Source organism: Pseudovibrio sp. FO-BEG1 (assembly GCF_000236645.1).
In the GTDB taxonomy this organism is placed as follows: Bacteria; Pseudomonadota; Alphaproteobacteria; order Rhizobiales; family Stappiaceae; genus Pseudovibrio.
The window spans coordinates 507,309-532,768 of the sequence record NC_016642.1 but is presented as its reverse complement, the minus strand read 5'-3'; the positions used below and the strand labels follow the sequence as shown (position 1 = coordinate 532,768).

The window sequence follows — 25,460 nt, the reverse complement described above, 5'->3', positions numbered from 1 at the left end:
CAACCCAACTATTGTTGTTATTTTTCATTCAGTTACGGGGATGTAGAAATCTGCAGGCTTCTGCTGCAATTTCAACACACCCCCGTATAAAACTTTTTTCTGCAGTCAAGCGGCTACAGATTATTCAGAGGACTGCTCGCCTTTTGCGTCTTCTGCACCGCTCTCTTGCGCCAATTCCTCGTCTGCGTCAACCGCAGTCTCGTCAATTGTTTCAGCTTCGAAGGATTCTTCGTCGCCTTCAAATTCGCCTTCTTCGACTTCCAGCTCTTCCTCGGAAACCTCAACAAGGTCTTCCGGAGAGATCCAGCCAGCAGCAACACGGGCGGACATGACGATCGCTTCCGCATCAGCGCGAGACAGATCAAAACCGCTCAGAGTACCTTCCACGCGAATGGTTTCTTTATCCTTGCGCTCTGTCCAACCGACGAGATCGTCAGCTGCACAACCTGCAAGGTCTTCCATGGTTTTGATTTCGTCTTTACCCAGTGCGACCAGCATCGCAGATGTAAGACCAGGGACCTGAACCAGCTCTTCGGAAACGCCAAGCTGACGACGCTCTTCTGCGAGTTTAGCTTCCTGTTCTTCCAGGTACTCACGTGCACGAGCTTGGATTTCGTCGGCTGTTTCTTCGTCGAAGCCTTCAATGGACGAGATTTCGTCGATGTCAACGTACGCGACTTCTTCTACAGAAGTAAAGCCTTCTGATGCGAGAAGCTGAGAAACCATCTCGTCAACATTCAGGGTGTTCTGGAAGAGATCGGAACGGATCTGGAATTCTTTCTGACGACGCTCGGACTCTTCAGCCTCGGTCATGATGTCGATGCCCCAGCCGGTGAGCTGAGATGCCAGACGCACGTTCTGACCACGACGACCGATTGCCAGAGACAGCTGATCGTTAGGAACAACAACTTCGATACGCTCGGAGTCTTCGTCGAGAACAACCTTAGCAACTTCAGCAGGCTGCAGTGCGTTCACGATAAAGGTTGCTGCATCGTCATTCCAAGGAATGATGTCGATTTTTTCGCCCTGAAGTTCGCCAACAACTGCCTGAACACGGGAACCGCGCATACCAACACACGCGCCAACCGGATCAATGGAACCATCGTTGGACAGAACAGCGATCTTAGCGCGGGAGCCAGGATCACGAGCAACTGCTTTGATCTCGATAACACCGTCGTAGATTTCTGGCACTTCCTGCGCGAACAGTTTGGCCATGAACTGAGGGTGTGTACGGGACAGGAAGACCTGCGGACCGCGCTGTTCGCGGCGTACGTCAAAGATCAGTGCGCGAATGCGATCGCCATTGCGGAAGATTTCGCGTGGGATCAGCTCGTCGCGACGAACGATAGCTTCGCCTTTGCCGGTGTCGACAACAACATTGCCGTATTCAACGCGCTTAACAACTGCGTTGAGTACTTCACCGATGCGGTCTTTGAACTCATCGTACTGCTGGTCACGCTCTGCTTCGCGCACTTTCTGCACGATAACCTGCTTCGCGGACTGAGCAGCGATACGACCGAAGTCCAGTGGCGGCAGTGGATCTGCCATGAAATCGCCGATGGTCGCATCCGGGTTGCGCTCCTGCGCATCAACCAGAGCAATCTCGGTGGAGATGTTTTCGACAACCTCAACAACCTGCAGCAAACGCTGGAGGCGGATTTCACCGGTTTTCGGATTAATCTCGGCACGAACTTCAGTCTCGGTGCCATAACGGGAGCGAGCGGCTTTTTGGATTGCATCCTCAAGAGCAGCAATCACGATGCTACGGTCGATCGACTTTTCGCGGGCAACCGCATCAGCGATCTGCAGCAGCTCCAAACGGTTTGCGCTGATAGCCATTCCTCGTCAACTCCTTCCACGCCCTGCTTTCTTCACACCAGCAGGAACATCAAAATCAAAAGGGTGGCTCTCTTAAAACCGGAACCGCCCATACCCCTTGCGCAACACAAACAGCTAATCAGTGATTGAGGTAACTGTCGTCGTCCGTAGGCTCCCCACGGGCTGCTTTTGCGGCTTTGTCGGCTTTTAGAGCCGCATCAATCAGTTCATCGGTCAGAACCAATACGGCTGACCCGATCTCATCCAGCGGAAGACGCGCTGCTTCGTCCTGACCTTCTTGTACGTCGGTCATTCTGATGACAGCATTTCCCTCTTCCACACCAATGATGTGTCCACGATATCTCTTACGCCCAGCTTGCGGCACAGACATTTCGATTTTCACAACATGTCCGGCCCAGCGTTCGAAGTCGCCAGCGCGTACGAGCGGGCGGTCGATACCTGGAGATGAAATTTCGAGATGATAGGCACCGGAGATTGGATCGTCCACGTCCAGCGCCGGGGAAACTGCGTGGCTGATTTCTTCACAATCTTCAACAGCCATCGTCCCGTCCGGGCGCTCTGCCATGATTTGAAGGGTGCAGCCATTGTTTCCGTTTACACGGATGCGCACCAGCCGATAGCCCAGATCAACAATGACCGGCTCGACAATTTCAGCTACGCGGGCCTCAAGACCCTTTTCCTTTACAATCCGGGGATCGGTTTCGTCCACTTGGTACCTATCGTCTTAATGCAAAGACATACTTCGTGTCTTTGGCAGTTATTTTCGGATACCTGATTTTCGACAGTCAGGCATCAATACCGACTTAGCTAATAAAAAAGAGCGGGTCCTTTCGGGGCCCACTCCTCAATGCTCTTAACTGAGCCGATAGAGAACTCTTGCTCTGCAATATAGTCATTTGACCACTGTATGCAACAGAAAATCAAAGATGAGAGCAGACAAAAGCAAGATGCTTTTAGGTTTTCGTCTCTTCAACTCGTAAAAATGTCAGGTAACGGCCAATTCTGCCTTCACGATGTGCCTTGCGCTCATAACGTGTTCCCGGCCAATTCTGCCACGGGGTGCGCCAATCGGCAGCACACTGAGCACTCCATTCAAAAGCAGGGTGCTTGCGGCAGTGCGACAGGGTCCAGTCCACGTAGGTGTCGATGTCGCTGGCAAATCGATATTCGCATCCCGGCTTCAACGCCCGCGCGATGCGCGTCAGGTTGATCTGGTTCACGAAGCGGCGCTTCCAGTGCTTCTTCTTTGGCCATGGGTCCGGATAGAGCTGGTAGGCCATGTCCAGAGACGCAGCTGGGAGCCAGTCGAGCAGCTTGCCTGCATCGTCATCATAAAGGCGAATGTTCTTGAGGCCATGCGCTTCGATGCTGGTGACAGCCTTGATGATGCCGGAGCTGAATGGTTCGCACCCGATGAAGCCGATCTCAGGATTTTCTCTGGCGCGGTGAATGAGGTGCTCGGAACCACCGAACCCGATCTCCAGACAAACGCTTTTGACTGGCACGGGGAACAGGTCCGCCAAGTTTTCAGGAGGCGTCTGTGTCAGGTCCAATGCCACTGTTGGCAGGACCTCCTCAAGCAGTTGCGACTGTCGCGGACTTGCTGGCTTTCCGACGCGGCGGCCGAAAAAGGAGCCTTTGTAGTGATCTACCATCGTTCTCATAAATACAAACTGGCCGGAGGTTGCCCCGGCCAGTTGTTTATTCTCTAGCGTTAGAGGTTAAGCGTAGGCTTTCTCTACAGCATCACGCAGGTTATGGACAAGGTCGATTTTCTCCCAAGAGAAACCGCCGTCCATTTCAGCTTCGCGACCGAAGTGGCCGTAGGCTGCTGTACGTGCGTAGATTGGCTTGTTCAAGCTAAGGTGCTCGCGGATGCCGCGCGGGGTCAAGCTCATGACTTCGCGGATCGCAGCTTCAACGCGCTCGCTTTCAACACGGCCTGTACCATGCAGGTTCACGAATACGGACTGCGGCTCAGCAATACCAATCGCGTAGGACAGCTGAATGGTACATTTGTCAGCCAAATCAGCAGCCACAACGTTTTTCGCGAGGTAGCGTGCAGCGTAGGCTGCGGAGCGGTCAACCTTGGTTGGATCCTTACCGGAGAACGCACCGCCACCGTGAGGAGCTGCGCCGCCGTAGGTGTCTACGATGATCTTACGGCCTGTGAGACCACAATCGCCATCAGGACCACCGATTACGAACTTACCGGTTGGGTTGATGTGCCAGATGGTGTTGTTGGTTACCCAGTCACGCGGCAGAGCTGCGCGGATGTAAGGCTCAACAACGGCACGCACATCATCAGATGTCATGGTTTCATCCAGATGCTGAGTGGACAGCACGATGGATGTTGCCTCTACTGGTTTGCCATCTTCATAACGGATAGAAACCTGGCTCTTTGCGTCCGGGCCAAGCATTGGCTCGTTGCCGGATTTGCGTGCATCTGCCAGCAAACGCAGGATCTTGTGAGAGTACAAGATCGGAGCTGGCATCAGTTCTTCTGTTTCGCGGCATGCGTAACCGAACATGATGCCCTGGTCGCCGGCGCCTTCGTCCTTAGAGCTGGAGGCGTCTACGCCCTGAGCAATATCTGCGGACTGGCCATGCAAAAGAACCTGAATGTCGAGGTCTTTCCAGTTAAAGCCGGCCTGCTCATACCCGATGTCCTTTACAGCAAGGCGGGCGATGTGAGCCAAATACTCTTTTGTGAGAGTGGCCGGGCCGCGGGTTTCACCTGCGATAACGAGCTTGTTCGTTGTTGCAAGCGTTTCACAAGCCACGCGGGCTTCTGGCATTTCCTTTAGAAATGCGTCTACGATCGTATCTGAAACGCGATCGCAGACTTTGTCGGGATGGCCTTCTGAAACCGATTCCGACGTGAACACGTAGTTCTGACGAGCCATTGGCAAACGTCCTTCTGGGAAGAAATATATAATTGAAGCGACGGCATATCCGTCGCTTCTGGTTTTACATCAAACAAGGAATGTCGATTACGTCAAGAGATTTAGATCAAAATTGCCAGAGAATTGCGAAAATTTACGGATCACAAACTTAATCTTCATCCCCAGCAATACTCTTCACGAGCTCTACAACCTTTTTCCGGACTTTCGGGTTTTCAATGCGAACGAAAGCCTTGTTGAGAGCTAAACCATCAGAAGATGACAAAAAGTCGACGACGTAAGTGGTTTGTGGGTTATCACCAACGCCTGGGGTCTCATCCGGGGTACCCGGTGCATCTTCAAAGAAAAAGGCGACAGGCACTTTCAGAATGGTCGCAATGTGCTGCAAGCGGCTTGCACCAATCCGGTTTGTCCCTTTTTCGTACTTCTGGATCTGCTGGAAGGTAATGCCAAGGCTCTCGCCAAGTTTTTCCTGACTCATGCCAAGCATCATGCGGCGCAAGCGTACTCTGCTGCCGACGTGAACATCGATAGGGTTTGGTGCTTTTTTGCTGGGCATTATCAAAGGCCCTCTTCTTTGGTTTTTTACGGTGCCTTACCGTGGGTTTTTATTTAAACGGGAGCGCAATGCAGCGACTCTCGCAAGAACGCAATTCATCAAACCTGCATTTCGACAGTTGCCAAAACAACCTCTCACAGAGGCATCGGTGGCAGGCCCATAAGGTTTTTTTGAGGCCAGATCTGACGATCATGGTGAAAACCTTTACGTGTATTAGATGACGACATTTGCGTGCATTCGTCAATCTCTACGGGTAGGTAATAATTTCTCCATCACCAATAGGAGACTAACAACTACTAGAATAATTCCCCAAAAAATTGAATCACCCACCCTCACGTAAAGCGTGGGTCTTAGTATTTCAGGCAATTCACTATTGAAACTACCTTTTTTATTTAGAACAACTTCTGCGAGTATTCTACCATTGGAATCTACTAGGCTGGAAATACCAGTATTTGCAGCTCGCACTAACGGCACGCCTTGTTCAACTGCTCGAATTCTTGCCTGCGCCAAATGCTGATACGGACCAGCTGTTTCGCCAAACCATCCGTCATTTGTTAGATTTACGAGCAAGTTAGGCCGCTCGGATTCCGGGAGGACCGTTTGCGGGAAGATCGCCTCATAACAAATCAGAGGCTGGAAACTAAATGAATTTTTTAAATCTATTTTTTTGTGCCGAGCTGCCGCTGTGAAGTCTGCTGGCGCAGGAACCAGACGCTCCACACCAATGGATTGCAAAAGCCAGCGCATCGGCAAATATTCTCCGAAGGGAACAAGCCGCACTTTGTCATAGATATCTATGAGTGCACCTTCGTCTGATACAACAAAAGTACTGTTAAAAAAGCGATTCTGGTTCCCTGAGAGTTCTCTGCGAATACCACCCGTAATCAACATAGTATTTTGGGGAAGTGTGGCTCCGATGGCCTCCAAAGCCCCTGGCTGCTCATCCAGAAGGAATGGGAACGCCGATTCAGGCCAGAAGATCAGGGTCTCACCGACCTGCTCCATCTCTGCCAGAGCCTGCTGTGTCTGTTGCAGATAGAGAGGGAGAAGCCTTTGTCGGTTTTCGGGCTTCCACTTGTCCGCCTGAGGTACATTGGGTTGTATTACGAGCACCCGAAGCCCCTCAACCGACTGTTGCGGGGCCTGCAACCTATTCGTTCCGTATACAACCACGCCAGCCCACACCACCGCACACGCAGAGATATAGACTGCGGCAGCTTTGCGCCCTTGATCGAACAGGACCACAGGCATGGAAAAGACGAGGAGAACGAGGAAGCCAACACCGTAGATGCCAAGAGCAGAGAAGCTCTGCATCAGCGTCAGGTTATCGGCAAACGCATAGCCCCAGACGTTCCATGGAAAGCCTGTCAGGATGTGTCCGCGCAGCCAATTGGAAAGCGCAAGGGCTACTACAAACACCAGAATGCGGGAGATACCACTCGTCCAGAACAGGGACGCAGCGCCAATGACAATAGCAGGGATTAGAGCCAGACCACCAGGCAGGATGACCAGAGCGAACGGGATCATCCAGCCGTAGCTCTTGGCGTCGACGAGGAAAGCTTCTGCGATCCAGAACAGTCCGATTAAGAAGAACCCGAAGAAGAACGCCCAAGCAGTGCGGAAGAAGGCCGCAAAGCGGGCTTTTCGGCGTTCGGCTGCCCGTTCTTTGGCACCATCGAGAAGGAAGATCAGAAGTGGCAGCGTCACCCAGAGAACTGGAAACGCACCATAGGGAGGGAATGCAAAGGCTGAAACCAAACCGGCCACGAAGGCCAGTAATCCGCGTCTCCACCCTGATAATTCCCGAATACTGTTTATCAGAGTTCGAGCGTTACCAATGGCAGAGACCATTCCCCACTCCCGAAAATCAAAATTATAAAATCAGCAATACGACGCTTATTCTGCAGCTTCAGGCCGACGCGGACGAATTCTTTGAACCGCAACACGCTGGTCTGTTCTCCGTTTGGAAATACGCAGACGCTTGATACGGCGCAGGTCGGCATCAATCACTTCGAATTCAAAGGCCGGAAGGCTCCTGTCGATGATCAACTCACCGCGAACCGGCACCCGATCCAGAATGGAGAACAGGAGGCCACCAAGGGTGTCCACTTCTTCCGTCTGCTCTTCGCCGAGTTTGAAGTCTGCTCCAAGCTCTTCCTGAAGATCTTCCAAATCAATTCGAGGATCAACCACCCAAACGCCGGGGCTGACATTCATGATAAGTTCTTCTTCGTCCTTATCATGTTCGTCTTCAATATCACCAACCACGGTCTCAACGATATCCTCAAGGGACACGAGACCGTCTGTTCCGCCATACTCGTCAATCACCAGTGCCATCTGGACGCGGGTGACCTGCATCTTCTTCATCAGATCAGAGGAAGACATGGACGGTGGAACGAAGTGCAACGGGCGGATCAAACCGGTGACGTTGAGCGGCGTAGACAGATCAACGCAGGACAGATCCAGCAGAGACTTTTCTTCCGCTGTCTTTTCCGAGGCATTTTTCTCAGGCTTCACCAAGGTCAACGGAACTTCGGATTTCTTGGCTTTCACAGCCAGTTCAACAAAGTAGGACATAAGGTCCTTAATGTGGACCATGCCGCGAGGGTCATCCAGATTGTCATGATACACCGGCATACGGGAGTGACCGGAGGCCTTGAACAGGGCCATCACTTCACCGATTGTGGTGGTGTCTTCCACGGCCTCAATGTCGGCACGCGGGATCATGACATCTTCAACACGAGATTCGCGCAGTTGGAGGATGTTGGTCAGTAGCTCGCGCTCTTCCTTCGTGAAGGCAGCATCAGCGCCTTCGCTGTCACGGGCGAGCTCATCTTCCAGGTCTTCGCGCAATGAAACGGCCGCGCTTTTACGGAAACCTCTAAACGGATTCAGTTTTGATTTCAGCCTGGTCCACACACCAGGCCTGATCGCTTGTGGCTCAGAGGTATCTTCGGCGACGGCTGTGCCGGTACTACTTGCAGGCTCTGCAGTTTCAGCCTGAACTGAGGTGCTTGCACCTTCTGTACTTCGAGGTTCCGGGTTCATCTCTCTCTCGTTGTTCCCTGCATTCATTGTGAGTGCCGGGGTATCATTTATCTGCCGATAGTGGCGCATCTTTGTATGGATCAGGGATTTGTAAGCTTGCCAAAATCAGGCGTTCTTCCGCTTCCATTTCCTCCGCTTCCTCATCTATCTGGTGATCATATCCAAAAAGATGAAGGGTTCCATGAACAATAAGATGAATTAAATGGTGTTCGAATGGAATCCCAAGCTCTACAGCTTCGCGCTTTACTGTCTCATTTGCAATAATAATATCACCTAATAGCGGGCCAAATGGTGGCTCTTCGCTATCATCTCCCGGAAACGACAAGACGTTCGTTGGTTTATCCTTCTGACGCCACATCTTATTCAGTTCCTGAATATGAGCATCATCGGTGAAAACGAGGGAGACTTCTGTGTTTTCTATTACAGAGAGGTCACTTATTGCGAAAGCGGCGGCGATTGCCTTTTCGGCAATCGCTTCCAGTGTTTCTTCACTTTCCCAATCACCTGCTTCAATCAGCAGGTCGATGTGTACCGGGCAAGCCGTTGTCATTCTTTGGAGCCTTGCTCTTCTTTTTCTTTGGCAGCCTCTTCAGCTTGCCTGCGTTCTTTGGCTTCCAGCCGACGGCGGCTTTCGCTGTCGTACGCACCGACGATGCGGGCCACGAGTTCATGACGAACAACATCGCTCTCTGTGAAGTCCACACGAGAAATGCCTTCAACACCATCGAGGATCTTCAATGCTTCACGCAGGCCAGACATCTGGCCGGGAGGCAAATCGACCTGGCTTGGGTCACCAGTCACGATCATCTTGGAATTCTCACCCAAGCGTGTCAGGAACATCTTCATCTGCATGGATGTGGTGTTCTGTGCTTCGTCGAGAATAACGATCGCATTAGAGAGTGTTCGTCCACGCATGAAGGCGAGCGGCGCCACTTCGATCATGCCGCTTTCCAAGCCACGTTCCAGCTTTTCCGGAGCCATCATTTCGTTGAGGCCGTCGTAGAGCGGACGCAGGTATGGATCGACCTTGTCCTTCATGTCACCCGGCAAAAAGCCGAGACGCTCACCAGCTTCAACAGCTGGGCGAGACAGGATCATACGATCAATTTCGCCACGCTCCAACAATGCAGCAGCGTAAGCAACAGCGAGGAAGGTTTTGCCCGTACCAGCCGGACCAACACCAAAGGTCAGATCAGAACGGTCCATGGCCCGGATATAAGCATCCTGAGCGGCTGTTCTGGCAACCAGCGTTTTGCGGCGCGTTGCAATCTGCGCAAATGCCATGCGGGACTTAGGTTCCATCGTTGGCAAGGAGAGCTGTGCTTCAGCAACTTCTGCCAGACGGATTGCCCCATCAACATCGCCGGGTGTGATGTCGTGACCACCCTGAAGCCGCGTGTAGAGCGACTCCAGAGCAAGCTTTGCCTGCTCTGTTGAGGTTTTATTGCCACGAATGGTGACTTGATTGCCGTGCGCGACCGCTTCAACGCCCAAGCGCTGTTCGATCAGCGCAAGGTTCTGGTCAAACTGACCAAACAGATCGCTCACAAGTCTGTTGTCTTCGAATGCCAACACCACATGCATCATATCGGATGCCGCAATGGGGCGCATGGCCGTCCTTGAAGCGGACGTTGTCTGGGCTCTGCCCTTCAAATAATGCCTCCGTTCGCCTTTACGCGAGAATCTGGGAGCATCATGCACTTAAACAAGGCGACCTTCCAGACTATTTGCGCTGGCAGCGACAATTTCTACTGATCTGATTTCACCATACAGGTCCAACGGCGCATTTACATGAACTGGCTGGAGCCAAGGTGAACGACCTGCAAGCTGGCCTTCTCTGCGGCCTTCCTTCTCAAACAGTACATCAATTGTTTTGCCAATCAATGACGCATTGAAGTCTTTTTGCTGTGTGCTGAGCAATTCTTGTAGTTCTGCCAGGCGTTCTGACTTCACTCGCTCTTCAACCTGCTCTTCCAGCGTCGCACCCGGAGTGCCAGGACGTGGGCTGTATTTGAAGGAGAATGCCGAACCGTAGGTGACACGGCGGATCAGGTCCAATGTGTCTTTGTGATCCTGATCGGTTTCACCTGGGAAGCCAACGATGAAGTCACCGGAAAGGGCAATATCATCGCGCGCTTCACGAATGCGGTCGATCAGACGGAAGTAATCATCACGGGTGTGCTTGCGGTTCATTGCCTTCAGAATTGCATCAGAACCAGACTGAACTGGCAGGTGCAGGTAAGGCATCAGAATGTCGAGGTCGCGGTGCGCAGCGATCAGGCTGTCTTCCATATCCCGTGGGTGGGATGTGGTGTAGCGCAGACGCTTGATGCCGTCGATTTTAGCTAAGCGGAACAGGAGTTCGCCAAGGCCCCATTCGCGGCCATCCGGGCCTTCGCCGTGCCATGCGTTGACGTTCTGACCCAGCAGCGTCACTTCACGGACGCCAGCAGCTGCCAAGCGCTCGGTTTCCATGACGATCTGTTCTACCTTGCGGGAAACTTCAGCACCACGGGTGTAAGGTACCACGCAGAAGGTGCAGAACTTATCACACCCTTCCTGAACGGTCACAAATGCAGTAACACCGCGCTTGCGAACAGCTTCCTTGGAAGGCGTTGCGAGGTGTTTGAACTTGTCCTGAATGTCGAACTCGGTCTCAACGACTTTTGAGCCATTGGAGGCACGTGTCAGCAGCTCTGGAAGGCGGTGGTAGGACTGAGGGCCAACAACGAGGTCCACAACAGGTGCACGGCGGGAAATCTCCGCACCTTCAGCCTGTGCGACACAGCCAGCAACAGACACCATCATCTGCTTGCCGTCTTTGGCTTTCTCTTCCTTGAGCTTACGAATTCGGCCCAGTTCAGAATAAACCTTCTCTGCCGCTTTCTCACGAATATGGCAGGTGTTCAGGATAACCAGATCCGCATCGTCCGGATTTTCAGTTTTTTCGTAGCCATCGTTGCTCAGGGCGTCGTTCATACGATCGGAATCGTAGACGTTCATCTGACAGCCATAGGTCTTGATGAAGACCTTACGGGTCGCTTCGGTTTTCTCGAGCGCCTCCGTTGCGTTGTCGGATTGGCTCTGGTTTTCGTGGTCTACTAGGTTATCCATTAAATCCTCGAGTGGATCTGCAGCCGGGTTATCTTCTTCTTGCAATGCCCGGCAACTCGAGCGCATCTGCTCTTTTCATCAGCAGCGCCAGCTCGTCATTTTCAGAATTTTGGAGAGCTTTACTCTGTTTTTCACAGAAAGAGAAGCCTAGACTTGATCAGGCTTGGACCTGCTCTTGCTGTTTGGGAAGATTTCCCTGCAATGCTTCAATGGTCATTCCTCTGACCTGCTCCTCCAAATCGCGCGTTAAGCGCTTGCGATTAGTCGCTTTTTCGATTGGTACAGGTGTACCCCACGTCAAATCAACGTCCAGTCCGCCTTCTTTGATGACAGACCAGAGATGTCCTGCGAGTTCCATGTCTCCATACCAGGCAACATGGGCACGCCAGAAGCGGCCCATTGGCATGCCCTGCAGGCGCGTGTAGGCGATGGAAAGCGGCTGCACATAGGCAACCTCCTCATCTCCCACATTCATTGCGTGGTGAACGGCTCCCACAAGCGCAGAGCGGAAAGGCAGCACCTCGTTGCCGTTGCTGGAGGTTCCTTCCGCAAACAACACCATGGCATCGCCCTGCGCCATGCGCTTAGCGACTTCCTGAGCTACACGGCCTGTGTCGGATCTTCGTTGACGATTGACAAATACGGTCCGTTGGAGCTTGGCGAAGAGGCCAAAGATCGGCCAGCCGGCAACTTCAGATTTTGCAATGAAACTGAGGGGTTTCGTACAGCCCAGAACCACGATGTCCAGCCAGGAACAGTGATTGGCGGTGACGAGAAGAGGGCGTTCAGACGCCATTTGTCCGTGTTGGTGGACACGCAAGCCTATCAGGCGGGAGGCTGCTTTGTGCCAGAGCAGAGGAAATTGCCGCTGGACCGGCCAGCCTAGCTTCATTGCGACCCACTGAGGGGGAATGAGGGCCAGCGTAACGATCGTTAGTGCGGCGATTATGCAAACTGCTCTGACAGTTGCCATGCTCGGCCTCTATTTTTCGTCTATCGGAATGCCGTAGAGCTCCAGACGGTGATCAACCAGTTTAAAGCCCAGCTTGCGCGCGACTTCTTCCTGCATCTTTTCGATCTCTTCGCTGCGGAACTCGATCACATCACCAGAGCGCAGATCGATCAGGTGATCGTGGTGCTCATCAGAGACGGTTTCGTATCTGGAGCGACCGTCGCGGAAATCGTGACGTTCGATGATGCCGGAATCTTCGAAAAGCTTCACTGTGCGGTAAACAGTTGAGATGGAGATCTTTGGATCGATCTGGGAAGCTCTTCTGTAAAGCTCCTCCACATCAGGGTGATCTTCAGCAGACTGAATTACATCAGCAATCACGCGGCGCTGTTCTGTCATTCGCATGCCTTTGTGAGCACACATTTCAATCAGCGTCATTTTTTCTTCTGCCGTCATTTGCCCCATATTCCTCAAAATCACGCAGGCACCACAATATCAGTTTGCTTCGGTATCCTAGCTCCCAAAACTGTGAGAGAAAAGAACCAGTTTCACTGTAGCGCGCTTTGAGCGTGAGCTAAAAGCCTCGTCTCACATGCGTAGTGTCGCTTAAAGGAGATCGCAACGCATAACAAGCGCTGTTCCACTGCCTTCGCTAGCCGCATAGTATGCTTTTCTTTCTCCAACCTGCTTGAAACCCAGTTTTTTGTAGAGTTTCAGCGCGGAGTCGTTGGTGTCATCCACTTCCAAGAACAGTGCTTCGGTACGATCAGAGTAGAGCTGGAAGATGGCAGCTTCCATAAGTTTTCGCCCTATTCCCTTGTTTTGTTGTTTGGGAGACACCGCGATGGTCAAAACTTCTGCTTCACCAGCAATCGAGCGAATGACGACAAACCCCAGATCGGTTTTGCCAGTTACGCCGGATGTGCGGGCAGACAGGAAGAAAACTCCCTTCTGCTCGAAGATTGTGGTGAGTTCTGCTGTGCCCCAGTTTTGCTTGAAGCACTCGGCATGAAGTTTCGCCAATTTAGGCAGGTCGTCTTTCTCAGCGCGCTCGATTACCGGAGGCTTTTCTGATGTCCACCAGGACTTCATTGACGACGAACCTTTCCTTTCTCACCCGGAACAGCGTCAGGGGCACGCAGATAAAGTGGCATCGGCGCCTTGTCCTGACGCTTAGCACCTTTACCGAGCTTGGCGATGTAGTCAATCGATGCAGCAGCTGCATCGTTGCAAACACGGGATTTATCAATCCCGGCAGCATTGGCAACAGCCTGCGCAGCAGAGCCTGCGAGGATTGTTTCGCCGTCCAGCGAGTGAGCAAGATCTTTTACGATTGAAACACGAGCTTCGCCGATTGGCGCGCCGGTTTCATCGAAATTCTGGCAATATACTTCATCACGACGCGCATCGAGAACCACCAGAATTGGTTTTCTGACAGGAGCAGCGTCCAGAGCTTCGTGTGCGATTGCGGCCAGTGTTGTTACGGAGACCACCGGCTTTTCAAGCACCAGCCCAAAGCCGCGGGCGATGGAAAGGCCGACACGCAGACCGGTAAAACTGCCAGGGCCAACATTAACGACAATGCGATCCAGCGAGTTGAACGTGGTCGAGGAGTCCGTCATGACACTCGCAACCATGCCCATGATGCGCTCGGCGTGGCCCCGGCCGAGATCTTCGCATTGGGAGACAATATCCGATGTTGCGCCGTCATCAGTTAAAACGGCGGCAGCACAGGTACTTAGTGCGGTATCAATAGCAAGCAACTTCATAAGTTCGGCTTATCGTTAGGGCAGCTGATTGTCGAGCAACCAATTCGTTTAACACCCGGAGTATTTTTAGGCCTTGCAACAAAAAGGGCAGCTGGCGCTGCCCCGTTTCAGAAGAATTACATTAGCAAAAACTACATTTGTCTAACTTCTTGAACTTCTGGGATGAAATGCCGCATGAGGTTCTGGATGCCATGGCTCAATGTTGCTGTTGAGGATGGGCAACCCGCACACGCGCCGCGCATGCTCAAATAAACGATACCCTCACGATATCCCCGGAATGTTATGTCGCCACCGTCCTGAGCAACGGCAGGGCGCACACGGGTTTCGAGGAGCTCTTTGATCATGGTTACGGTTTCTTCGTCTTCTGCGTCGAAGAACTCTTCTCCAATGTCGCCGTCACCAGTTTCCTCACCTTTGAGGATTGGGGTGTTGGCCATGAAGTTTTCCATGATTGCACCGAGAATAGCCGGGCGCATATGCTGCCAGTCAGTCTCATCCTTGGTGACGGTGATAAAGTCATGTCCAAAGAAGATGCCAACAACACCTGGAATAGAGAAAAGCTTCTCAGCCAGCGGCGAGATAGCGGCTTCTTCTGCCGAGCGGAAATCGCGCGTGCCTTCCGGCAATACTACGCGGCCAGGCAAAAACTTCAGGGTTGCCGGGTTTGGTGTCGCTTCGGTCTGAATGAACATGGTTTTGTTTCCGATTTTTATGCCAAAGAGTATTCTTAAGCAGTCGCAGCACAGTTTACACTACTTCACGCTTCAGCAATGACTGTTTTCAGTTCTATATGATAGGTAAACCTGATCAGGCAAGAGCATCCAGTGCATCATCGTCCAAATTACCTGGCACGATGGTTGTCGGGATCGGGAATGTACCTGCCGATTTGCCCGCTATGGATGAAACAAGAGGGCCTGGCCCTTCCTTGCTGGTTCCTGCTGCCAAGACGAGAATCGCAATGTCTGCGTCTTCTTCAATCAGGGCGATAATCTCATCTGACTGATGGCCTTCGCGAACAACCAGCTCAGGTTCTGTTCTTGCCGCAGCTCTTACTCTTTCAGCAGCTTTTGCCAGAATTGTATCTGCATTATCACGCGCTTCCTGACGCATGATGTCCTCAACCCCTAGCCAATGCTGGAAATTTCCCGGTGCAATAACGTAGAGCAAGAGAACAATACCGCCGGTGCGGGCTGCACGCTTTGCGGCATAAACGATGGCTCGACCACATTCTGGCGTGTCATCGACAACGACCAGAAATTTGCGGTGGTGACCTTCTTCATTACTTTTGCGAATAGCTACCATGTCGGCATGCTGCCACTTGAGGTGGTATGCGGCAAGTATTTTTCCTTGCCACATTCCGCTAGGTTTTCTTTTTCCGACTGATTTTTGAGTCAGTTAGAGGATGAACTGAGACAAATCGACGTTCTTGGCCAGTTCGCTGACATTAGATTTCACATAGGCAGCATCAATAGTGACCTGTTCGCCAGACTTATCTGGTGCGGCGAAGGAAATCTCGTCAAGCACTCGCTCCATCACTGTCTGCAAACGACGAGCACCGATGTTCTCGACGGTCGCGTTCAGATCCACTGCGATGGTTGCGATTTCGTCGATCGCATCATCGGTAAACTCGATGGTCACACTTTCTGTACTCATCAGAGCAACATACTGCTTGATGAGGCTTGCTTCTGTGTCTGTCAGGATCTTGACGAAGTCTTCTTTCGTCAGTGCCTTCAGCTCAACACGGATTGGCAAACGGCCCTGAAGCTCTGGCAGCAAGTCAGATGGCTTGGATACATGGAATGCACCGGATGCGATGAACAGAACGTGGTCTGTCTTCACCGGACCATGCTTGGTGGAGACAACGGTACCTTCGATCAGTGGCAGCAAGTCGCGCTGAACACCTTCACGGGATACGTCGCCGCCGTTACGGCCATCCTTCGCACAAATCTTGTCGATTTCGTCGAGGAACACGATGCCGGAGTTCTCAACCAGTGCGATTGCTTCCTGAACGATCTTCTCTTCGTCGAGCAGCTTATCGGACTCTTCCGCCAACAGCACTTTGTGGCTGTCTTTGACATTGGTGCGTTTTGGCTTGGTCTGACCACCAAATGCCTTGCCCAGCATGTCGGAGATGTTCATGACACCTACGCTGCTGCCTGGCATGCCAGGGATGTCAAAGCTTGGCATTTGTGGGTTGGCGCGGACTTCGATTTCGATTTCACGCTCGTCCAGATCACCTTCACGCAATTTCTTGCGGAATGTGTCGCGTGTAGCAGGGCTTGCATTGGCACCGACCAGCGCATCCAGAACGCGCTCTTCCGCCAGAACATGCGCTTTTGCTTCCACGTCTTTGCGGCTCTGCTCGCGGACCAGTGCGATAGCGGATTCCACCAGATCGCGGATGATCTGTTCTACATCACGACCGACGTAGCCGACCTCTGTGAACTTGGTAGCTTCAACTTTTGTGAAAGGAGCATTCGCAAGTTTAGCCAGACGGCGGGAGATCTCAGTCTTACCAACACCGGTTGGACCAATCATGAGAATGTTCTTTGGCTGAACTTCTTCGCGCAGTTCTTCATCCAGTTGCTGACGGCGCCATCTGTTGCGCAGCGCAATTGCTACGGCGCGTTTCGCATCATGCTGGCCGATGATGTAGCGATCAAGTTCACTAACGATTTCCCGTGGAGAGAAATTTGTCATTTTCTTACTTTCTAGTTCCGGATAGGTGGCAGATATGTAGTGAGTGTGGTTCCTGCAAGAGGGCGCATGACGATCCGTCGCGCCACGTTCCAGCCCGAACCGAGCAGCAATACAAAACTCCCAAGCAATACAAGGGAGATAGCAGTCAACTGCGATGCTGAAAAGTCAGCGGACTCCAGCAAATAGGCTAATGCAAAGCCGAGATAACTCAGCGCTGCAACCAGCATTGCACGGCGATCAATGACAAGGGCAACCGCGCCAAATGCCAGCACAACAGCGATAGAGACCACTGCGTAGGTTTCTGTCAGCTCCTCAAAATACATGCCGCTTAGGATTGAGTGCACGATGAGTGGAGCTGCAAGCAGATGAAGCCAGAAGGCTTTGTCCGTATTAAGCGTTTCGCGCCGTGTGTCCTTGGTATCGAAATACATGGCACAGGCGAAAGCGAACAGGCCGCAGACCAGAGATACCCATGAGAGGTAATCTAGGATTTGCGTGTCAGTCACATAGGTCAGAACACCAACGATCATGCCCATGATCCCAGCGACAATCACCGTCAGCGTGATGGGCACTTTGAAGCGCCAGTAGAATAGTGACGCACCGCCGAGAGCGAAGATTGAACTCAGGATAACCTGAATAGCTTCAGACTCATCGTTCAAAACAGAGGGCGTAAACAGGCCAAAGCCAACAAGGGCGATGGCACCGCCGAAAATTCCCGTCAGCAGAATGGATGGCAGAGCGAGTTTTTTGATCTTGGTGAACCACTCAGCCAGCACCCATGAGATGATTGCTCCAGCACCGGCAACAGCAGCAGTTGGCAGGCCGCCTTGTGTCAAAGGTTCGCCCAGGCCAATGCCATAGCCAGCGAAGACAATCAGAATTCCGAGGCTGATGAAGATGTCATGAAAGCCACGTGTGAAACGGACCTCTTCGGGATCATGCGTGTTTTCCTGATCCTGCTGCTTTTGAATATTAGCGGCCTGAAGAGATAAATAGGAGACGAGCTTATCAGCTTGATCTGCGCTGATAATTCCTGCGGAGACGGCTCCGGTAAGGGATGCTCTTGATATCATCAGATCCTCGTCAAATCCAAATGGGACGTAAAGACTTCAAGTATCCTCGGCTTAGCAATTTAAGCTGATCTAAAAGTGTCCTGAAAAACGGGCTGGAGATCCCAAATCACTGACCTCCAGCTGGTTCTTTTACAACGCTTACTCTTCGTCGAGTATTTCGACTGTGACGTTGCTGTTTGTGTAGACGCAGATGTCTGCTGCGATTGTCATGGACTTGCGGCAAATCTCTTCTGCGGTCAGATCCATATCAACCAGCGCACGAGCTGCAGACAGGGCGAAGTTTCCGCCGGAGCCGATGCCCATAACGCCGTTTTCTGGCTCAAGTACGTCACCGGTACCTGTCAGCACTAGAGAGTGCTTTTTGTCGGCAACCAGCATCATAGCTTCCAGACGGCGCAGGTAGCGGTCTGTCCGCCAATCCTTTGCCATTTCCACGCAAGCGCGCATCAGCTGGTCCGGGTATTGTTCCAGCTTTGCTTCAAGGCGCTCAAACAGCGTGAATGCATCAGCAGTGGCACCAGCAAAGCCTGCAATGACTTTGCCGCCAGCCAGTGGGCGGACCTTACGAGCAGTGCCTTTAATAACCGTTGATCCAAGAGATACCTGACCATCTCCAGCAATTACGACTTTGCCGCCTTTGCGCACGGTCAAGATGGTTGTGCCGTGCCACTGTTCAGGTTCACTCATTCATTTTTCTCCAGAGTTCAATTGGCAGTGGAGCAAACTCCCGCGCAACTCATTTTCAAATTTGTGTCTGCGGTATTATGTATGTAGTCCTTTGCGCATTGCCAATGCGACAAGCCAAAAAAACTCAGTTATCCTGTAGCTTTACGTGGCTCGCCTCGCTCACGAAGCGTTCAATAAGCTTATGCAATCGCTTGATCTGGTGGTCTTTTGTGAGGTCACCATTCTCATCAAAGGATTTGCCGGCAAAGTTTATTGAGATCATATCGGGCAGAACCAAACACCCCAAAGAGACCTCCATGATCGTTCTGAGATGCATTAGTCCGCGCAAAGAGCCATGCGCTCCGGGGGAAGCACCACCAACCGCATAAACGGATGTATGAAAGAGCTGGAGCGGCTCTTCTTCCGGCAGCTGGATGCGGCTGATCCAGTCGAGAGTGTTTTTGAGCAGTGGGGTGATGGAGGAGTTGTATTCAGGGCTGGCAATGAAAATGCCATGGTGGGTTTCGATCAGCTTCCTCAGCTTGAAGGCGTTCTCGGGGATACCGGTTTCGTCTTCCAGATCACCGTCGTAGATGGGGAGAGGATAGTCAGCGAGGCTGATTGTTGTAACGTCTGCATTTGCGATTGTCAGATGCTTTGCCACCAGTGCAGCCAACATCTTGTTGTAGGACCCTTTACGGGTTGAACCTGAAAACACCAGTATCTTTGGCTTCATAGGGCTATCCTCACGACAGGGCTCAGCACTCTCGCGCTTAAGAGTGGGAAGATCTCGGGTAAATCCGGCACGCAGAATACCCCATACTACCCAAGCGTAAGGTTTATGGAAGACATGTGTTTTTAGGTGTTTGCCCGCTTAAAGCGCTCTATCTGAAAATCAAAAGGGCTTGCGATAGATCCAGACCCGCGCAGGCGGAATGTTCTTCACGATCCATCCGGTTTTCGACCAGCTGAACATCTTGGATTTCAGCGAAACCGGAGAGGCCAGAGAGTAGGAAAACTGAATGAACGGTGCACCCGGTCTCATCAACGCAAAGGCATCACGGATGCACTTCAAGCGGAACTCCATAGGACGAGAGATCAACGGAAGGCTGGAGACAACAGCACAAAGCGAGTTGGGCTCAATGTGCCCCAGACTCGGATGCATGTTGTAGGCGTCACCCTGTACAACATTCAGGCCTTCAAATTTTTCGCTGAGATGCTCGCAGAAGTCGGGGCTGTACTCCAGGCAGGTCAGGCGTTCTTTGGAAATGCCAGCTTCCAGAATAGCCTTCGTCACCGGGCCTGTACCAGGACCGAGTTCTAAAACCGGATTTTGAGATTGGACGGGAACGAACTCTGCCATTCTCTGTGCGAGAACGGGACCGGAGGGAGCGACTGCTCCGGTCGTGAGTGGTGCTTCCACCCACGCCCGAAGAAACTTGGAAGGTTCACGAAATTTGTTCAAGGCGTTTTCAGCCCGGGACCGCGTTTCGTGAAACATTCAACTCTCCGTAGCAACAACAAAGGGTACTACTGAGATATTACTGCTTGATGGCCTTTTAAAGTCCTAAGCTTTGAAATTTTCCAAAAAATCTTTGGCCTTCGCGAAAAAGCCCGTAGATTCAGGATGGTTTTCACCAGAAGATTCACCTTCAAATTCTGAGAGAAGCTCTTTCTGCCTCTTCGTAAGGTTTGTTGGTGTCTCAACGGCAACCTGGATATACATGTCGCCCTTCTGGCTAGACCGCATAACCGGCATGCCTTTACCACGCAGACGGAACTGTTTGCCGGTCTGAGTGCTTTCAGGGACCTTTACGCGAGCCGTGTTGCCATCCAGTGCCGGAACTTCAAACTGACCACCCAGAGCAGCGGTTGTCATAGAAATCGGCACGCGGCAGAAGATGTCTGCGCCATCGCGCTGGAAGAACTCGTGCGGACGGATGGACAGGAAGATGTAGAGATCGCCAGCTGGACCGCCGCGAGCACCTGCTTCACCCTCACCTGACAAGCGAATACGAGTGCCATCCTCGATGCCTGATGGAATGTTGACAGAGAGCGTGCGCTCTTTTGTCGTCCGGCCTGTACCGCCACAGCTGTCACATGGATCGGTGATGATCTCACCACGGCCCTGACAGGTTGGGCAGGTGCGTTCCATGGTGAAGAAGCCCTGAGCCGCTCTTACGCGTCCTGCACCGCCACAGGTTGGGCAGGTGGACGGACGGGTTCCGGATTTTGCACCAGAGCCGCTGCACGGTTCACATGTTACGGAAGTTGGAACCTCGATCTCGACGGACTTGCCTTCGTAGGCTTCCTCAAGAGAGATTTCCAGATTGTAGCGCAGGTCAGCACCGCGTTCACGACCGGAACCGCGACGGCCACCGCCACCACCGAAGAACTCATCAAAAATGTCTGCCATGGAAGAAGCAAAGTCGCCCGGACCTGCTCCACCGCCACCACCAAAGCCGCCGTTTTCAAAGGCTGCATGGCCAAATCGATCGTAGGCTGCGCGCTTTTGCGGGTCTTTCAGGGTTTCGTAAGCTTCGCTTACTTCCTTAAAGTTTGCTTCCGCTTCATCATCACCAGGATTGCGGTCCGGGTGGTATTTCATCGCAAGTTTGCGATAAGCGCTCTTAAGTGCCTTTTCGTCGACCTCCCGTGCTACCCCCAGCACCTCGTAGTAGTCGCGTTTAGACATTATGAAATAAGCTCCAAAGACGTGATGTCTATCTGCGTTTTGAAGCCTCAGGAGAACGTCAGCTCAGTCTGAGGTAACTGGTGGCAGTCGAAGCCATTCTTGCCTTACAGCGAATTCACTCGCGGACTGCACTCTTCTTCAAAACAAAACTGTTTACTGTTCAGCTGGTCAATCTGGTGCAGCTTCAAGCACAGCGCACACATTCCCAGCACCCCATATGTAGGAAGCAGTTCCTTCGAATGCAATTGCACCCCAAAGGTTCTGTTTAACTCAAATCTTCCATACAGTCGGGAAATACTTCAATAAAGTTCACCTCGCAAGCCCGTTGGAGCTTGCGAGGTGAAAGTATTAGTTAGCTGGACTTTTTGTCGTCGTCGCGAACTTCTTCGAAGTCTGCATCAACAACATCGTCAACTGGCTTTGGCTCGCCATCGTCTTCAGCGCCTTCGCCAGCTTCTTCAGCTGCCTGAGCGTCTTTGTACATAGCTTCGCCAAGCTTCATGGAAGCTTCTGCAAGAGCCTGTGTCTTCGCCTGAATGTCTTCGAGGTCTTCACCTTCGAGAGCCTGCTTCAGAGCTGCCAGAGCGCTTTCGATTGCAGACTTGTCTTCTTCAGAGACCTTATCGCCGTACTCTTTCAGAGACTTCTCAGTGGAGTGGTGCAGAGCTTCACCCTGGTTTTTCGCTTCAACCAGTTCCTTACGCTTCTTGTCTTCTTCAGCGTGGGACTCAGCGTCTTTCACCATCTGCTCGATGTCGTTGTCGGACAGACCACCAGATGCCTGAATGCGGATCTGCTGTTCTTTACCGGTGCCCTTATCCTTAGCGGATACGTTCACAATACCGTTGGCGTCGATGTCGAAGGTAACTTCAACCTGTGGCACACCGCGTGGTGCTGGTGGGATACCAACCAGATCGAACTGACCGAGGATCTTGTTGTCCGCAGCCATTTCACGCTCACCCTGGAAGACGCGGATGGTCACTGCAGTCTGATTGTCTTCAGCTGTAGAGAACACCTGGCCCTTCTTGGTAGGGATTGTGGTGTTGCGGTCGATCAGACGTGTGAACACGCCACCAAGGGTTTCGATGCCGAGGGACAGAGGCGTAACGTCGAGAAGCAGAACGTCTTTAACGTCGCCCTGCAGAACGCCAGCCTGAATTGCCGCACCCATTGCAACAACTTCGTCCGGGTTCACGCCTTTGTGCGGCTCTTTACCGAAGAACTGCTTAACAACTTCCTGAACCTTAGGCATACGGGTCATACCACCGACGAGAACGATTTCGTCGATTTCACCAGCTGCCAGACCTGCGTCTTTCAGAGCTGCTTTCATTGGGTTCACGGTACGCTGTACCAGATCGTCAACGAGCTGCTCGAACTTCGCACGGGTCAGTTTCAGGGTAAGGTGCTTAGGACCGGTTGCGTCTGCTGTGATGAACGGCAGGTTGATTTCGGTCTGGGAAGAAGAAGACAGCTCGATCTTTGCTTTTTCAGCAGCTTCTTTCAAGCGCTGCAGAGCCAGCTTGTCGTTCTTCAGGTCAATGCCCTGTTCTTTTTTGAATTCGTCTGCGAGGTAATCAACCAGACGCATGTCGAAGTCTTCACCACCGAGGAAGGTGTCACCGTTGGTGGACTTCACTTCAAATACGCCGTCACCGATTTCCAGGATGGAAACGTCGAAGGTACCACCACCAAGGTCGTAAACTGCGATGGTCTTACCATCGTTTTTGTCCATGCCGTATGCAAGGGCAGCAGCAGTTGGTTCGTTGATGATACGCAGAACTTCAAGACCAGCGATCTTACCGGCATCTTTGGTTGCCTGGCGCTGAGCGTCGTTGAAGTATGCAGGAACGGTGATAACTGCCTGGGTGACGGTTTCACCAAGGAAGCTTTCAGCGGTTTCTTTCATCTTCTGCAGGATGAAAGCAGAAATCTGGGATGGGGAGAACTTCTCACCCTCAGCTTCAACCCATGCGTCGCCGTTGTCGGCTTTTACGATTTCGTATGGGACGAGCTTTTTATCTTTTGCAACAGTCGGATCATCAAAACGACGACCGATGAGGCGCTTAACAGCAAACAGGGTGTCTGTTGGGTTGGTTACAGCCTGACGCTTCGCTGGCTGGCCTACAAGGCGCTCACCATCATCAGTAAAAGCAACCATAGAAGGGGTAGTACGCGCACCTTCTGCGTTTTCAATTACCTTGGCGTCTTTGCCGTCCATTACAGATACGCACGAATTTGTCGTGCCGAGGTCGATACCGATGACCTTTGCCATGTTTTTCACTCTCCTTTCGGCAGACCGCCCGAACCCCGAAGGCCTTCGGATAATGTCGGATCAGCTTCCAACCGGTCCCCAATACATTGCACTTGCGTGAGTTGTCGCAAACACGCAAGAAAACTTCAATTGGCTATATAAGAGGGGTCCCTTGCCCCTGCAAGGGACAGGACCCGATATATCGACACAAGACCTATCCGAAGCCTTTTTCTGAGTTAAGAAACCGAAATTTTCTTTGGAAAACCACCCAGAAACACCTCTATTGCATCCCGCTTTTCTGCGTTACCCCCATTTCTAAGAGGGTGTTTGTGGATAGAGTTCTTCGAGAGAGACTGAGTTCCCATTTTCCTGGACGATGCGCACGTGCTCCCGTGAAAGCTGTCTTGCAGCATCTACGCCGCATGCGTGAGCGATCATGTCCACTTCCATACGCACGCTATGGCAGTAGGCAGCAACGCGGTGGCTTTTCTCGGTGGGATCGAGGCCAGCCTGCAGCGCTTCGTTGTGAGTGGTGATGCCGGTTGGGCATGTATTCTTATTGCACCGCATGGCCTGAATGCAGCCCAATGAAAACAGGAAGCCGCGTGCTGTTACGGTGAAGTCGGCTCCTGCACACAAAGCCAGAGCGACAGCTGAGGGGGTGATGCGTTTGCCTGAGACGATGATGCGGATACGGTCCCGCAGGTCATGTTTTCTCAGAACATGGTCCACAATCGGCAGGGATTCGGAGATACGCAGGCCTACGTTGTCCATGAGCGGCATTGGTGCTGCGCCTGTGCCGCCATCTGCAGAGTCGATGGTGATAAAATCAGGAGCGTGCTCAATACCGCGGTGGTTGATTTCGTGGCAAAGTTCTTCGATCCAGTGAGCTGACCCAATTACCGTCTTAAAGCCAACTGGCTTCTTTGCGATAGCTCGGACTCTGCTGATGAAGTCAAGTAGCTCACCAGTGTTGCTGATCTCAGGGTGACGATTTGGAGAGTGAGAGGGCTGGCCGACTTTGATGCCCCGGATTTCAGCGATTTCTGGAGTTACCTTGCCGCCGGGAAGAAGTCCGCCCTTGCCGGGCTTGGCCCCTTGCGCCAACTTGATTTCGACCATCTTGACCTGTGCATGGTCCGTGATCGCTTTCAGCTTATCTTCATTGAGCGTGCTGTCTTCATTTCGGCAGCCGTACTTTGCTGTGCCGATCTGAAAGACGATGTCTGCACCACCCTCAAGATGATAAGGGGAAAGACCGCCCTCGCCTGTGTTCATCCAGCAATTTGCCATCTTGGCACCTCGGGAGAGAGCGAGGACTGCTGGGCGGGATATCGCGCCAAAGCTCATACCAGAGATATTGAAATAGCTAGGCGGGATATAAGGGTTCTCGACGTATGGACCGATCAGGAGAGGTTCTGGCTCGTCGATTTCTTTTTCCAGCTTCGCGAAGGGAGCGTTGACGAAGAGTGCGGTGCCCGGCGTGCTCAGGTTTTTCGTTGATCCGAAGGCCATAGTGTTGCCTTCTGCCTTAGAGGCATGATCCACCCAGTTTCGCTCTGCTCGGTTGAATGGCATTTCCTCGCGATCCATCGCGAAGAAGTATTGGCGGAAGAACTCACCCAGATACGAAAAGAGCGCTCGGAAACGACCAACGACGGGGAAGTTATGTCGGATCGCATCTTTATGCTGTCGTCGATCAACTACATACAGAACGACTACCGCAATGAGCGTGAGCAGAATGAGAAGAGAGACAAATGCTGCAAAAATATTCAGCACAGCTGCGAGCAACGGAGGAAGAAGGTGCATTTGTGGTTCTCCTTAACCGGGAAACCACTATTTTGAGGAATATGGGTTAAATTCACTTTCGGCAAATCTCTCCAAGTTGTCC

The 25,460-nt window shown here is 52.3% G+C and carries 24 protein-coding genes; all 24 read right to left on the bottom strand.

The window, feature by feature from the left end; translation table 11 throughout:
• Window positions 1-120: 120 nt before the first annotated feature.
• Window positions 121-1,839 (bottom strand): transcription termination factor NusA, encoded by a 1,719-nt coding sequence (gene nusA, locus PSE_RS02465; RefSeq protein ID WP_008548691.1) that lies wholly within the window; start codon window positions 1,837-1,839, stop codon window positions 121-123.
• A gap of 118 nt (window positions 1,840-1,957) precedes the next feature.
• Entirely contained in the window at window positions 1,958-2,548 is a 591-nt protein-coding gene (gene rimP, locus PSE_RS02460; protein WP_014283424.1) for a ribosome maturation factor RimP, read from the bottom strand.
• A 244-nt stretch (window positions 2,549-2,792) separates the two neighbouring features.
• Window positions 2,793-3,494 (bottom strand): tRNA (guanosine(46)-N7)-methyltransferase TrmB, encoded by a 702-nt coding sequence (gene trmB, locus PSE_RS02455; RefSeq protein WP_014283423.1) that lies wholly within the window; start codon window positions 3,492-3,494, stop codon window positions 2,793-2,795.
• 66 nt (window positions 3,495-3,560) lie between these two features.
• Window positions 3,561-4,745, bottom strand: a complete 1,185-nt coding sequence (metK, locus tag PSE_RS02450) for a methionine adenosyltransferase (RefSeq protein ID WP_014283422.1) — start codon at window positions 4,743-4,745, stop codon at window positions 3,561-3,563.
• A 148-nt stretch (window positions 4,746-4,893) separates the two neighbouring features.
• A complete protein-coding gene (locus tag PSE_RS02445) occupies window positions 4,894-5,304 on the bottom strand; it encodes a helix-turn-helix domain-containing protein (protein ID WP_037036478.1) in 411 nt (136 codons plus the stop codon).
• Window positions 5,305-5,541: 237 nt separating this feature from the next.
• Complete coding sequence (lnt, locus tag PSE_RS02440; protein ID WP_014283421.1) at window positions 5,542-7,152, bottom strand: apolipoprotein N-acyltransferase; 1,611 nt, start codon at window positions 7,150-7,152, stop codon at window positions 5,542-5,544.
• Window positions 7,153-7,197: 45 nt separating this feature from the next.
• Window positions 7,198-8,349 (bottom strand): hemolysin family protein, encoded by a 1,152-nt coding sequence (locus PSE_RS02435; protein ID WP_143111096.1) that lies wholly within the window; start codon window positions 8,347-8,349, stop codon window positions 7,198-7,200.
• A gap of 43 nt (window positions 8,350-8,392) precedes the next feature.
• Window positions 8,393-8,899, bottom strand: a complete 507-nt coding sequence (gene ybeY, locus PSE_RS02430; protein ID WP_014283419.1) for an rRNA maturation RNase YbeY — start codon at window positions 8,897-8,899, stop codon at window positions 8,393-8,395.
• On the bottom strand, window positions 8,896-10,002 hold the full coding sequence (locus PSE_RS02425; protein ID WP_371260831.1) for a PhoH family protein: 1,107 nt from the start codon (window positions 10,000-10,002) through the stop codon (window positions 8,896-8,898). Before PSE_RS02425 ends, ybeY begins: the two co-directional genes overlap by 4 nt.
• A gap of 48 nt (window positions 10,003-10,050) precedes the next feature.
• Window positions 10,051-11,463, bottom strand: coding sequence for a tRNA (N6-isopentenyl adenosine(37)-C2)-methylthiotransferase MiaB (gene miaB, locus PSE_RS02420; protein WP_014283417.1), 1,413 nt, complete (start codon window positions 11,461-11,463; stop codon window positions 10,051-10,053).
• A 157-nt stretch (window positions 11,464-11,620) separates the two neighbouring features.
• Window positions 11,621-12,436, bottom strand: a complete 816-nt coding sequence (locus PSE_RS02415) for a 1-acyl-sn-glycerol-3-phosphate acyltransferase (protein ID WP_037036355.1) — start codon at window positions 12,434-12,436, stop codon at window positions 11,621-11,623.
• Between the two features lie 9 nt (window positions 12,437-12,445).
• A complete protein-coding gene (locus tag PSE_RS02410; RefSeq protein ID WP_008548754.1) occupies window positions 12,446-12,871 on the bottom strand; it encodes a Fur family transcriptional regulator in 426 nt (141 codons plus the stop codon).
• A 150-nt stretch (window positions 12,872-13,021) separates the two neighbouring features.
• Entirely contained in the window at window positions 13,022-13,507 is a 486-nt protein-coding gene (rimI, locus tag PSE_RS02405; protein ID WP_014283414.1) for a ribosomal protein S18-alanine N-acetyltransferase, read from the bottom strand.
• Window positions 13,504-14,184, bottom strand: a complete 681-nt coding sequence (gene tsaB / locus PSE_RS02400; RefSeq protein ID WP_014283413.1) for a tRNA (adenosine(37)-N6)-threonylcarbamoyltransferase complex dimerization subunit type 1 TsaB — start codon at window positions 14,182-14,184, stop codon at window positions 13,504-13,506. Before tsaB ends, rimI begins: the two co-directional genes overlap by 4 nt.
• Before the next feature lie 131 nt (window positions 14,185-14,315).
• Entirely contained in the window at window positions 14,316-14,876 is a 561-nt protein-coding gene (locus PSE_RS02395; protein ID WP_008548596.1) for a NifU family protein, read from the bottom strand.
• Between the two features lie 115 nt (window positions 14,877-14,991).
• Window positions 14,992-15,486 (bottom strand): universal stress protein, encoded by a 495-nt coding sequence (locus PSE_RS02390; RefSeq protein ID WP_008548304.1) that lies wholly within the window; start codon window positions 15,484-15,486, stop codon window positions 14,992-14,994.
• A 93-nt stretch (window positions 15,487-15,579) separates the two neighbouring features.
• Entirely contained in the window at window positions 15,580-16,884 is a 1,305-nt protein-coding gene (gene hslU / locus PSE_RS02385) for an ATP-dependent protease ATPase subunit HslU (RefSeq protein ID WP_014283411.1), read from the bottom strand.
• Between the two features lie 11 nt (window positions 16,885-16,895).
• Window positions 16,896-17,957, bottom strand: a complete 1,062-nt coding sequence (locus tag PSE_RS02380) for a hypothetical protein (protein WP_014283410.1) — start codon at window positions 17,955-17,957, stop codon at window positions 16,896-16,898.
• A 138-nt stretch (window positions 17,958-18,095) separates the two neighbouring features.
• A complete protein-coding gene (gene hslV, locus PSE_RS02375; protein WP_014283409.1) occupies window positions 18,096-18,644 on the bottom strand; it encodes an ATP-dependent protease subunit HslV in 549 nt (182 codons plus the stop codon).
• Window positions 18,645-18,768: 124 nt separating this feature from the next.
• On the bottom strand, window positions 18,769-19,359 hold the full coding sequence (locus tag PSE_RS02370; protein ID WP_014283408.1) for an NADPH-dependent FMN reductase: 591 nt from the start codon (window positions 19,357-19,359) through the stop codon (window positions 18,769-18,771).
• A 159-nt stretch (window positions 19,360-19,518) separates the two neighbouring features.
• Window positions 19,519-20,124, bottom strand: a complete 606-nt coding sequence (locus PSE_RS02365) for a class I SAM-dependent methyltransferase (RefSeq protein WP_208608903.1) — start codon at window positions 20,122-20,124, stop codon at window positions 19,519-19,521.
• A 66-nt stretch (window positions 20,125-20,190) separates the two neighbouring features.
• A complete protein-coding gene (dnaJ, locus tag PSE_RS02360; protein WP_008548319.1) occupies window positions 20,191-21,318 on the bottom strand; it encodes a molecular chaperone DnaJ in 1,128 nt (375 codons plus the stop codon).
• Window positions 21,319-21,670: 352 nt separating this feature from the next.
• A complete protein-coding gene (gene dnaK / locus PSE_RS02355; protein WP_256377904.1) occupies window positions 21,671-23,641 on the bottom strand; it encodes a molecular chaperone DnaK in 1,971 nt (656 codons plus the stop codon).
• Window positions 23,642-23,884: 243 nt separating this feature from the next.
• Complete coding sequence (locus PSE_RS02350) at window positions 23,885-25,378, bottom strand: FMN-binding glutamate synthase family protein (RefSeq protein ID WP_014283405.1); 1,494 nt, start codon at window positions 25,376-25,378, stop codon at window positions 23,885-23,887.
• Between the last annotated feature and the right edge of the window lie 82 nt (window positions 25,379-25,460).